The organism is Klebsiella sp. Ech2A, from assembly GCF_030078455.1.
Lineage (GTDB): Bacteria > Pseudomonadota > Gammaproteobacteria > Enterobacterales > Enterobacteriaceae > Klebsiella > Klebsiella terrigena.
This window is the reverse complement of record NZ_JAQGFU010000136.1, coordinates 1-11700: the sequence shown is the minus strand read 5'-3', so window position 1 is coordinate 11700 and position 11700 is coordinate 1. Positions and strand designations below refer to the sequence as shown.

At 58.0% G+C, this 11700-nt stretch carries 12 protein-coding genes; 6 read left to right on the top strand and 6 right to left on the bottom strand.

What is annotated here, in order from left to right; translation table 11 throughout:
• Window positions 1–540: 540 nt before the first annotated feature.
• Together purH and purD are read left to right on the top strand one after the other, a co-directional pair.
• On the top strand, window positions 541–2130 hold the full coding sequence (gene purH / locus PFH44_RS19725) for a bifunctional phosphoribosylaminoimidazolecarboxamide formyltransferase/IMP cyclohydrolase (protein ID WP_283825894.1): 1590 nt from the start codon (window positions 541–543) through the stop codon (window positions 2128–2130).
• A 15-nt stretch (window positions 2131–2145) separates the two neighbouring features.
• Entirely contained in the window at window positions 2146–3435 is a 1290-nt protein-coding gene (gene purD, locus PFH44_RS19720; protein ID WP_283825893.1) for a phosphoribosylamine--glycine ligase, read from the top strand.
• A gap of 181 nt (window positions 3436–3616) precedes the next feature.
• Here purD and PFH44_RS19715 read toward each other — a convergent pair whose 3' ends face one another.
• The 6 genes from PFH44_RS19715 to nudC all read right to left on the bottom strand — a co-directional run bounded on the left by PFH44_RS19715 (window position 3617) and on the right by nudC (window position 7973).
• Window positions 3617–4309 carry a DUF1481 domain-containing protein gene (locus PFH44_RS19715; protein WP_045858041.1) on the bottom strand — a complete coding sequence of 231 codons (693 nt, stop codon included), beginning with the start codon at window positions 4307–4309 and terminating at the stop codon, window positions 3617–3619.
• A 12-nt stretch (window positions 4310–4321) separates the two neighbouring features.
• Window positions 4322–4594, bottom strand: coding sequence for a nucleoid-associated protein HU-alpha (hupA, locus tag PFH44_RS19710; RefSeq protein ID WP_004097675.1), 273 nt, complete (start codon window positions 4592–4594; stop codon window positions 4322–4324).
• Window positions 4595–4779: 185 nt separating this feature from the next.
• Window positions 4780–5370, bottom strand: coding sequence for a YjaG family protein (locus PFH44_RS19705; RefSeq protein ID WP_045858034.1), 591 nt, complete (start codon window positions 5368–5370; stop codon window positions 4780–4782).
• Between the two features lie 42 nt (window positions 5371–5412).
• Complete coding sequence (nfi, locus tag PFH44_RS19700) at window positions 5413–6084, bottom strand: deoxyribonuclease V (RefSeq protein ID WP_133601481.1); 672 nt, start codon at window positions 6082–6084, stop codon at window positions 5413–5415.
• 9 nt (window positions 6085–6093) lie between these two features.
• Window positions 6094–7158 (bottom strand): uroporphyrinogen decarboxylase, encoded by a 1065-nt coding sequence (gene hemE, locus PFH44_RS19695; RefSeq protein WP_041143555.1) that lies wholly within the window; start codon window positions 7156–7158, stop codon window positions 6094–6096.
• A 41-nt stretch (window positions 7159–7199) separates the two neighbouring features.
• The gene (gene nudC / locus PFH44_RS19690) at window positions 7200–7973 is read right to left on the bottom strand and encodes an NAD(+) diphosphatase (protein ID WP_283825892.1); all 774 of its coding nucleotides are present in this window, start codon (window positions 7971–7973) and stop codon (window positions 7200–7202) included.
• Window positions 7974–8067: 94 nt separating this feature from the next.
• Here nudC and PFH44_RS19685 point away from each other — a divergent pair, with 94 nt between their 5' ends.
• The 4 genes from PFH44_RS19685 to PFH44_RS19670 form a co-directional block, all read left to right on the top strand.
• A complete protein-coding gene (locus PFH44_RS19685) occupies window positions 8068–8565 on the top strand; it encodes an Rsd/AlgQ family anti-sigma factor (protein WP_045858030.1) in 498 nt (165 codons plus the stop codon).
• Window positions 8566–8928: 363 nt separating this feature from the next.
• On the top strand, window positions 8929–10824 hold the full coding sequence (gene thiC / locus PFH44_RS19680) for a phosphomethylpyrimidine synthase ThiC (protein ID WP_283825891.1): 1896 nt from the start codon (window positions 8929–8931) through the stop codon (window positions 10822–10824).
• Window positions 10824–11459: a thiamine phosphate synthase gene (gene thiE / locus PFH44_RS19675; protein WP_283825890.1), complete on the top strand. Its 636-nt coding sequence runs from the start codon at window positions 10824–10826 to the stop codon at window positions 11457–11459. The genes thiC and thiE overlap by 1 nt, the downstream gene beginning before the upstream one ends.
• A partial coding sequence (locus tag PFH44_RS19670) for a HesA/MoeB/ThiF family protein (protein ID WP_283825889.1) occupies window positions 11452–11700 on the top strand: 249 nt, incomplete at its 3' end. The genes thiE and PFH44_RS19670, both read left to right, overlap by 8 nt.

The following is an 11700-nucleotide window of genomic DNA, read 5'->3' as shown; positions in this document are numbered from 1 at the left end:
AGAATCCATGTCACTTTGAGTGCCCACACAGATTGTCTGATAAATTGTTAAAGAGCAGTGCAACGCGGCTTTCGCTCACCGTTGCGAGGTGGCGTATATTACGCTTTCCTCTTTCAGAGTCAACCCTCAATTTCAGAAGTTTTCTCTTTCAACCCGGCGGCTTGTTTGCCGTTGTTCCGTGTCGATGGAGGCGCATTATAGGGAGTTCTCGAGCGCCCGCAATAGTTAAATTGCAGAAAAATGACTGACTGCTGCATTCCCCAGCAAAACCCCGGTTTATACCCTGTTACGCACAGAATTATCCACAGACAGTCGGCGATCCTTCTCTGTAAAGGCCGTCGCAGCGCCCTTCTATAAGGAGAGATAAGGAAAGATTTCACTCTGCAAAGAGAAAGATAAAAATTCGCGAGCGTTGCGCAAACGTTTTCGTTACAATGCCGCGCTATGACACGGACGCCCGGTTGGGTGCGTTAGGTGAGTTTTTAGGCAAAAACTCACCTAACGCTCTCTGTAATATTCAAATCCTGGGGATTTAATACCATGCAACAACGTCGTCCAGTCCGCCGCGCCCTGCTCAGTGTTTCTGATAAGGCCGGTATCGTCGAATTCGCGCAGGCTCTTTCCGCTCGTGGTGTTGAGCTACTCTCTACGGGTGGTACCGCACGCCTGCTGGCGGAGAAAGGCCTGCCGGTAACCGAAGTCTCTGACTACACCGGTTTCCCGGAAATGATGGATGGACGCGTTAAGACCCTGCATCCGAAGGTGCACGGCGGCATTCTGGGTCGTCGCGGTCAGGATGATGAGATCATGGCGCAGCACGCGATCTCTCCTATTGATATGGTCGTCGTTAACCTCTACCCGTTTGCCCAGACCGTCGCCCGTGAAGGCTGCTCGCTGGAAGATGCGGTTGAGAACATCGATATCGGCGGCCCGACCATGGTGCGCTCCGCGGCCAAGAACCATAAAGATGTCGCTATCGTTGTTAAGAGCAGCGACTACGCCGCCATTATTAAAGAGATGGACTCCAACGAAGGCTCCCTGACTCTCGACACCCGTTTCGACCTCGCCATCAAAGCCTTCGAGCACACCGCAGCCTATGACAGCATGATTGCCAACTACTTCGGCAGCATGGTTCCGGCCTATCATGGTGAAACTCAGGAAGCTTCAGGCCGCTTCCCGCGTACCCTGAACCTGAACTTCATTAAGAAGCAGGATATGCGCTACGGTGAAAACAGCCATCAGCAGGCCGCCTTCTATATAGAAGAAGAAATTAAGGAAGCGTCCGTTGCCACCGCGCAGCAGCTGCAGGGCAAAGCGCTTTCCTATAACAACATTGCCGATACCGATGCGGCGCTGGAGTGCGTGAAAGAGTTCAGCGAGCCGGCGTGCGTCATCGTCAAGCACGCCAACCCGTGCGGCGTTGCGGTAAGCGATTCCCTGCTGGATGCCTACGACCGCGCCTATAAAACCGACCCAACCTCAGCGTTCGGCGGCATTATTGCCTTCAACCGCGAGCTGGATGCCGAAACCGCGCAGGCTATTATCTCCCGCCAGTTTGTCGAAGTGATCATCGCCCCGTCCGCTAGCGAGGCGGCGCTGAAAATCGCCGCGGCGAAACAGAACGTCCGCGTCCTGACCTGCGGCGAGTGGACCTCACGCGTACCGGGCCTTGATTTCAAACGCGTTAACGGTGGGCTGCTGGTGCAGGATCGCGATCTGGGCATGGTCACCAACGCTGAGCTGCGCGTGGTCAGCAAGCGCCAGCCAACCGAGCAGGAGCTGCGTGATGCGCTGTTCTGCTGGAAAGTCGCCAAGTTCGTCAAATCCAACGCTATCGTGTATGCCAAAGAGAATATGACCATCGGCATAGGCGCAGGCCAGATGAGCCGCGTTTACTCCGCCAAAATTGCCGGGATTAAAGCCGGCGACGAAGGCCTGGAAGTGAAAGGCTCAGCCATGGCGTCCGACGCATTCTTCCCGTTCCGTGACGGCATTGATGCGGCCGCGGCAGTTGGCGTGAGCTGCGTGATCCAGCCTGGCGGCTCTATTCGCGACGAAGAGGTGATTGCCGCTGCCGACGAGCACGGTATCGCAATGATCTTCACCGACATGCGCCATTTCCGCCATTAATTCACGGAGTAACACATGAAAGTATTAGTGATTGGTAACGGCGGGCGCGAGCACGCGTTAGGCTGGAAAGCGGCGCAATCGCCGCTGGTTGATACCGTTTATGTGGCTCCAGGCAATGCCGGCACCGCCCTGGAGCCCGCGCTGCAGAACGTGGCTATCGGCGTGACCGACATTCCGGCGCTGCTGAGCTTCGCACAGCGCGAAAATATCGATCTGACTATCGTCGGCCCGGAAGCCCCGCTGGTGATTGGCATCGTCGATGCCTTCCGCGCCGCCGGACTGAAAATCTTCGGCCCAACGGAAGGTGCCGCGCAGCTCGAGGGCTCTAAGGCCTTTACCAAAGATTTCCTCGCGCGCCACAAGATCCCCACCGCCGAGTATCAGAACTTTACCGAGGTTGAGCCTGCCCTTGCGTACCTGCGTGAGAAAGGCGCGCCGATCGTTATCAAAGCTGACGGCCTGGCGGCCGGGAAAGGCGTGATTGTCGCCATGACGCTCGAAGAGGCGGAAGCCGCCGTTAACGATATGCTGGCAGGCAACGCCTTCGGCGACGCGGGCCACCGTATCGTTATCGAAGAGTTCCTCGACGGCGAAGAGGCCAGCTTTATCGTCATGGTTGACGGCGAGCACGTGCTGCCGATGGCCACCAGCCAGGACCACAAACGCGTCGGTAACGGCGATACTGGTCCTAACACCGGCGGCATGGGCGCGTACTCACCGGCCCCGGTGGTCACCGATGAAGTTCATCAGCGCACCATGGAGCGTATCATTTGGCCAACGGTCAAAGGGATGGCGGCGGAAGGCAATACCTATACCGGCTTTCTCTACGCGGGTCTGATGATCGATAAGCAGGGCAACCCGAAGGTAATCGAGTTCAACTGCCGCTTCGGCGATCCGGAAACTCAGCCCATCATGCTGCGCATGAAGTCGGACATGGTGGAGCTGTGCCTCGCCGCCTGCGACGGCAAGCTGGATAAGAAAACGTCAGAGTGGGACAGCCGCGCCTCTCTCGGCGTGGTTGTGGCCGCGGGCGGCTATCCGGGCAGCTACAGCACCGGCGACGAGATCTTCGGCCTGCCGCAGGAAGAAGCGGCGGATGGCAAAGTGTTCCATGCGGGCACCCAGCTTTCTGCCGACCAGCGCGTGCTCACCAACGGCGGCCGCGTACTGTGCGTAACGGCGCTGGGCGATAGCGTGGCCCAGGCGCAGCAGCGTGCCTATGAGCTGCTTACCGATATCCGCTGGAACGGCAGCTTTAGCCGTGACGATATCGGCTGGCGCGCCATCGCTCGCGAGCAAAGCTAACGGCATCGCTTCATCTGCCGGATTTACGCATCCTTCTTTAGTAACGGGTGGCCTCAGCTTTGCGGCCGCCCGTTTTATTTGGCGCGCGCGGAGTGCGGTTCTGCAAGGATCGGCGGCGCGATGTCCGGCAGGTGCGGTAACGCGGGTTGGGTGCAGCGGAGTATGAAGCGCAGGTATGGCGTTAGAAGGTTTTTTCCTGCGGTTGCCAGGTACAGAAGTCTTCGTTTGCCACCAGCAGCAGCTGCGAACCTTCGGAGGCTTCCAGCCACGCCACGCTGACCTCGACGGAGGAGTGATCCTGGCGGCGGGCGATATGGGCTAACGCCCGGGCATCGAGGTCGGGCTTAACGGTCTGCCCTTCACAGGTGGTGACGGTCCGATCGGCGTGCCAGCGTCCCTGACGCAGCACAACGCGGCCCTGACGCAACGCGTCGCTGGTCTGGCGGATCTGCGTCGCCCGGTAGCGGTAGAGCGCGACCTGGTCGCTGGAGAGCTGCTGCTTTTGCCCGTCAATTTCACGCTGCATAAAGCTCAGCTCGCCTTGGTCATCAAAGCGGGCGCGAATATGTTCCGTGGTCTTGCCGTAAACGTTGAGCTCAATCAGCGTCAGCCGATCGCCCTGCCAGCGGTACTCGCTGGTTGAAGTGTTGCCGTGACGCCACGGACTAAAAGCGGCGAGAAGGTGCACCTCGCCATTGGAATCCATGCGCCAGATACGCATCGCTCCCTGGTTGTCAGCATAGCCGCTGGCGGTAAAAGGCGGGAGCGAGGAATCATGGCTGCAGGCAGTGAGCAACAGTACGCCTGCCAGCGTCAGCGTGCGACGCCAGATAGACAAAAGGGGCTTAAAGGCCCCTTCGGTAAAACTGTACACTGCCACGCGGTCTTACTTAACTGCGTCTTTCAGTGCTTTGCCTGAAACAAACGCCGGCACGTTAGCAGCGGCAATTTTGATTTCATTACCGGTCTGCGGGTTGCGGCCAGTACGCTCAGCGCGGTGGTTCACTTTGAAGGTACCGAAACCAACCAGTTGGACAGCATCACCTTCTTTCAGAGACTCAGTAATTGCAGCCAGGGTAGATTCCAGGGCAGCTTTTGCCTGTGCTTTGGACAGGTCAGCTTTGTCCGCAATTACATCTATCAGTTGAGTCTTGTTCATAAGTTATCCTTACAATGTGTTTATCGCTTGCTAAGCACCGAGTGCGACGGAAATGCTGAAAAACACTCTCCTGCATACACGCACCGATAGCCACTTTTTTTCGCCCTCCAAATGTAGACCAGACGGGGGGCGGAATGGAAGCCTTCAGACGCTACAATTCAGGCGGTAAATCACGTTTTCTGGTCTCACTGCTGAAAATTTATACCAATATTGCTCTCACCGGCTTCACGAAGGTCGGCACGCAGTCCTTTTATCAGTTCAATATCGCGCTCTTCGCACTCGGCCAGCAGGCGGAAAATTTCCCACTGAATGTCCCATTCTTGTTCAACCGCCGGGTTTTCTTTGAGCTCTTCGTCGGTCATTTCACGACCTGCCTGGGTCATTTCCAGCATCGCGACGGTGGTAATGGAGCTCTTGCTCACCTCAATGGCGTGCTCGAGGGTTTCGCCGCTCAGGCGCGAGTGAATCAGCTCGCTTAACGCAACGCAGGCATCGATCGCCGGATAGACGCCGTACATATCATAGTCGTCAGCTACCGGAATCGCCTCTTCCAGCTTCTCCAGCTGGCTATCAAAATTCACCTTCGCGTCTTTGACCGTTAAGGTTTCCCAGATCAGATCGAGGATACGGCGATACAGCTGGCCATCGGCAAATTCGGTTTGCTGGCAAAACATGGCGTAATTGGGGTACATGCGCTCACACAAGCAGGCCATAAAAGTGACGTGCTGCCAGCTTTCCAGCTTCTCCAGGCGCAGATGAATCGGGTTTTGTAACATGATGAATTCTCGAAGTCAGAAATTAGCCGCAGTTTACCTGAATCAGCCGTGATTTGCTTGCCAACGGATAAACGCCGGGCGCTCCGATGCGACCGCATCCGCCCAGCGCGTCGGCTCCGGCAGGCGATAGCCTTTCATACAGCGTTCCACCCACATTAGGGCGCTATCCAGGCCAACCCGGTGGCCGGTGCTGATAAAGAGCGGGTTACAGCGCACCTTGCTGCGCAGCACCCACGCCAGCTGTTCGTTTTTATCCATCAACGCCGTCAGCGCCCCCGGCTCGTCGCCCGGGGCGTCGCATTTGCCGCACAGGCGCTTTTTCGCCACGCCGATGGTGGGCACATCCACCAGCAGTCCGAAATGACTGGCTACGCCAAGACGCCGGGGGTGGGAAATGCCGTGGCCGTCAACGAACAGCAGATCCGGCTTTTGCGAAAGCAGCTCCCACGCTGCCAGCAGCGCGGGGGTTTCACGAAACGAGAGGAAGCCGGGAATATAGGGCATAGTGGTGGCAACGCGCGCCACCTGATATTCAACCAGCTCCAGTGAAGGCCAGGCCAGCAGCACCATCGCCGCGCGGGTGACTTCTCCTTCCTGCTCAAACCCGACGTCCGCGCCGCCGATCAGCCGAGGGGGATCGCGATCCAGCCGATCTTCACGAATGACCGATTCTGCTAAATCCCGCTGCAGGGTACGTAGAGAAGCCAAATCCATAGTCGCTCCTTAGCGATGATACTGTGCTGACAGCCGGTGTACCGCCTCCACAAACACGCCGGCATGCGCAGGATCAACGTCCTGATGAATGCCGTGTCCGAGGTTGAAGACGTGGCCTTCTCCCTGACCAAAGCCGGCAAGGATGGTCGCCACTTCTTCCTCAATACGGGCTGCGGGCGCGTAAAGCATGGAGGGATCCATATTGCCCTGCAGCGCGACCTTGTGGCCAACGCGACGACGCGCATCGGCGATATCGGTTGTCCAGTCGAGGCCCAGCGCGTCGCAGCCGGTTTCTGCAATCGCCTCCAGCCACTGTCCGCCGCCTTTGGTAAACAGGGTCACCGGCACGCGGCGGCCTTCATTTTCACGCAGCAGGCCGTCGACGATTTTATGCATGTAGTAGAGCGAGAACTGCTGATAATCACGGCCGGTCAGCACTCCGCCCCAGGTATCAAAAATCATCACCGACTGAGCGCCGGCTTTAATCTGGGCGTTCAGGTACAGCGTGACGCTTTTGGCCAGCTTGTCGAGCAGCGCGTGCAGCGCCTTCGGCTCGGCGTACATCATCTTCTTAATCACGGTAAAGGCTTTGCTGCTACCGCCTTCAACCATATAGGTCGCCAGCGTCCACGGGCTGCCGGAGAAGCCAATCAGCGGAACCTCACCTTTAAGCTCGCGGCGGATGGTGCGCACCGCGTTCATAACATAGCCGAGCTCATCTTCCGGATCGGGAATCGGCAGCTTATCGACATCCGCCCTGCAGGTAATCGGTGAGGTAAAGCGCGGGCCTTCTCCGGTTTCAAAGTACAGCCCCAGCCCCATCGCATCCGGGATGGTTAAAATGTCAGAGAAGAGGATCGCCGCGTCCAGCGCATAGCGGCGCAGCGGCTGCAGCGTCACTTCGCAGGCCAGCTCGGCATTTTTACACAGCGACATAAAGTCGCCCGCTTCGGCGCGAGTGGCCTTGTACTCCGGTAAATAGCGGCCAGCCTGGCGCATCATCCACACCGGGGTCACATCAACGGGCTGGCGCAGCAGCGCACGCAGATAACGATCGTTCTTCAGTTCGGTCATTTTGCAGTTCCTTCAATGCGTCAGGCCATCATTGTATCACGTCATTCATAGTCGGCCCGGCACATCGCCACCGTATCTTCAATCAGCCGGCGCGCCACGGTTCCCGGCGGCGGCAGAAGCGGTAAATCGTCGTAGCGATACCAGCCCGCCTCCAGCAGCTCTTTGCGATCGATGACAATCTCACCGCTGTCGTATTCCGCCATAAATGCGGTCATCAGCGACTGCGGGAACGGCCAGGGCTGAGAAGTCACGTAGCGCAGGTTTTTCACCTTAATACCGCACTCCTCCATCACCTCGCGCGCCACCGTCTGTTCGAGGGTCTCCCCGACCTCAACAAAGCCGGCCAGCACCGTATGCACGCCGTTGCGGTGGCGGGTATGCTGCGCCAGCAGAATGGTGTCATCCCGGCGAATGGCGACAATCATGCACGGCGCGATTTGCGGATAGTAGCGCTCGCGGCAGTGGCTACACAGCATCGCCCATTCGCTTTTGCTCGGGTGCATCGGGTGCCCGCAGTAGCCGCAGAACTTATGCGAGCGATAAAACTCGGCCAGCTGAATACCGCGGCCCGCTAGCTGAAACAGGCCAGGATCCTGATCCAGCAGCTGCCGCAGCGATCCCATGTCCTGCCGACGATCCTGGCGTATCAGCCACACCGCCTCGCCTTGCCATTCGCCAATATGCTGCGCGTGCTGGCCGACAAGATTAAAATTTACCGCTTCGCCGTGTGGTAATTCCCCGCCGGGTAACCATAATTTTTGTTCGTGACTGACGATCCACCAGCCGCGATCTAATTTTTCAATAATACGATCCATATCTATTGCACTACCTTCGTTTTACTGGCACTTTTAACATTATATTTACATTTTGGTGAGCAACGTTATTTTTCTTAATCTTGCGGAGTCAACCATGTTAAACCAGCTGGAAAACCTAACGGAACGTGTTGGAGGCAGTAATGAACTGGTCGATCGCTGGCTGCATGTACGTAAGCATTTGCTCGTGGCTTACTACAAGCTGGTTGGCCTGAAACCCGGCAAAGAGTCATTTATGCGGCTTAATGAAAAAGCGCTGGATAACTTTTGCCAAAGCCTGGTGGATTACCTCTCATCCGGTCATTTTAGTATTTATGAACGTATTATCGGGGAAATGGAAGGCGATACGCCACTTTTGGCCGCCACCAGGCTCTATCCACAGCTGGAAGCCAACACCCAGCAGATTATGGATTATTACGACACCTGCCTCGAAAACGCGATCGATCACGATAACTACCTCGAGTTCCAGCAGGCGCTCTCGGATATCGGGGAAGCCCTGGAAGCGCGCTTTGCGCTTGAAGATAAGCTGATCGCCCTGGCCGTGACCTATAACCTGAAAGACAGCATCAGCGACAATATCGCGCCGACTGCTTGAGTTGTGAGCCGTTAACGAGTAGTTTACATACATTCTCCCTCTCCGGAGGGAGTTTTATCTTGTCGGAGTGCCCATTTTCCAAAAAGCATTCGTGATACCTCAGGGTGGCAAGTCAGTGAACCTCCAGCAACTTACATCAGTAAGTGACCGGAGCGAGCGGACGAAGCCAACGAAGAGGCAGCGCGAAGGATAAAGCGGAAAAGGCTGAGACCGTTAATTCGGGATCCGCGGAACCTGATCAGGCTAATACCTGCGAAGGGAACAAGAGTAAACTGCAAAGAGCGGTCGTCCCTCCAGGACCAAACGCATCTGTTACTCCATCCGTCGTCTGACAAGCCATCTCCTTTTCATCTGGAATGAGCTATGTCTACAGAAAAACTGACCCGTCGACAGCAGCGCGAACGCGCCCAGCGCTTTATCGACACTCTTGAAGGTTCGGTCTTCCCCAACTCACAGCGTATCTACATTCAGGGTTCGCAGGATAATATTCGCGTCCCGATGCGGGAAATCCAGCTCAGCCCCACGCTTATCGGCGGCGGCAAAGAAAATCCGCGCTATGAAGACAACGAAGCGATCCCGGTGTACGACACCTCCGGCCCCTACGGCGACCCCGATATTGCGATCGATGTCCATCAGGGTCTGGCAAAAGTGCGCCAGCCGTGGATTGACGCGCGTAACGATAGCGAGCCGCTCAGCCATCGCAGCTCCGCTTACACCCAGCAGCGCCTGGCCGATGACGGCCTCGATGAGCTGCGCTTTAGCCGCCTGCTGACGCCAAAGCGGGCCGCCGCAGGCCGCCGCGTCACCCAGCTCCACTACGCCCGCCGGGGGATCGTTACGCCGGAAATGGAGTTTATCGCCCTCCGCGAAAACATGGGCCGCGAGCGCATTCGTAGCGCAGTGCTGCGCCACCAGCACCCGGGAGAAGGATTTGGCGCCCATCTGCCGGACAACATCACCCCGGAGTTCGTTCGTGACGAAGTGGCCGCCGGCCGCGCCATTATTCCCGCCAATATCAACCATCCCGAGTCGGAGCCGATGATTATCGGCCGTAATTTCCTGGTCAAAGTTAACGCCAATATCGGCAACTCTGCCGTCACCTCGTCCATTGAGGAGGAGGTCGAAAAGCTGGTGTGGTCAACCCGCTGGGGAGCAGATACGGTGATGGACCTCTCCACCGGCCGCTATATCCACGAAACCCGCGAGTGGATCCTGCGCAACAGCCCGGTGCCTATCGGTACGGTGCCGATCTACCAGGCGCTGGAAAAAGTGAACGGCATTGCCGAGGATCTGAACTGGGAAGCGTTTCGCGACACCCTGCTGGAGCAGGCGGAGCAAGGCGTTGACTACTTCACCATCCACGCCGGCGTCCTGCTGCGCTACGTTCCGCTGACGGCTAAACGCCTCACCGGTATCGTCTCCCGCGGTGGTTCGATCATGGCGAAATGGTGCCTGTCGCACCATCAGGAAAACTTCCTCTATCAGCACTTCCGCGAAATTTGCGAAATCTGCGCCGCCTACGACGTCTCGCTCTCGCTGGGCGACGGTCTGCGCCCCGGCTCGATCCAGGACGCCAACGATGAAGCGCAGTTTGCCGAGCTGCGAACCTTAGGCGAGCTGACGAAAATCGCCTGGGAGTACGACGTGCAGGTGATGATTGAAGGCCCGGGCCACGTGCCGATGCAGATGATCCGCCGCAACATGACCGAAGAGCTGGAGCACTGTCACGAAGCGCCGTTCTATACCCTCGGGCCGTTAACCACCGATATCGCTCCGGGCTACGATCACTTCACTTCCGGCATTGGTGCCGCGATGATCGGCTGGTTTGGCTGCGCGATGCTCTGCTACGTGACGCCGAAAGAGCACCTCGGCCTGCCGAACAAAGAGGACGTGAAGCAGGGGCTGATAACCTACAAAATCGCCGCCCACGCCGCCGACCTCGCCAAAGGCAATCCCGGGGCGCAGATCCGCGATAACGCCATGTCCAAAGCGCGTTTTGAGTTCCGCTGGGAGGACCAGTTTAACCTCGCCCTCGACCCCTTCACCGCCCGCGCCTATCACGATGAAACCCTGCCGCAGGAGTCGGGAAAAGTCGCCCACTTCTGCTCCATGTGCGGCCCCAAATTCTGTTCAATGAAAATCAGCCAGGAAGTGCGCGACTACGCCGCCCGTCAGGATATCGAAAGCGGAATGGCCGATATGTCGCAGGACTTCCGCGCCCGCGGCGGCGAAATCTATTTACGTAAGGAGCAAGCCTGATGTATCAACCCGATTTTCCACCCGTCCCTTTTCGTTTAGGACTCTACCCGGTCGTGGATAGCGTGGCGTGGATTGAACGTCTGCTGAAAGCGGGCGTGCGCACCATCCAGCTGCGAATCAAGGATAAGCGCGAGGCCGACGTTGAGGATGACGTTATCGCCGCTATCGCGCTCGGCCGTCAGCATCACGCCCGGCTGTTTATCAACGACTACTGGCAGCTGGCCATTAAGCATCAGGCCTACGGCGTGCACCTCGGCCAGGAGGACCTGGAAACGACGGACCTGAGCGCGATCCGCAACGCCGGGCTGCGCCTCGGCGTCTCAACGCATGATGATATGGAGATTGACGTCGCGCTGGCGGCACGCCCTTCGTATGTCGCATTAGGCCACGTTTTCCCGACGCAAACCAAGCAGATGCCCTCCGCACCGCAGGGGCTGGAGCAGCTGGCCCGGCATATCAGCCGTCTGCAGGACTACCCGACGGTGGCCATCGGCGGCATCAGCCTCGAACGCGCGCCGGCGGTTCTCGGCACCGGCGTTGGCAGCATTGCCGTGGTCAGCGCGATTACCCAGGCGGCGGACTGGCAGCAGGCCACCGCACTGCTGCTGGAGATGGCGGGAGCAGGCGATGAATGATAGCGATTTTATGCGCTACAGCCGCCAGCTGATGCTGGAAGATATCGCCATCGAAGGCCAGCAGAAGCTGCTGGCCAGCCGGGTGCTGATCGTCGGACTCGGCGGGCTCGGTTCCCCCGCGGCGCTCTATCTGGCGGGCGCCGGCGTCGGTACGCTGGTCCTCGCCGATGACGACGATGTTCACGTCAGCAACCTGCAGCGGCAGATTTTGTTTACCAGCGACGACATTTCCCGGCCGAAA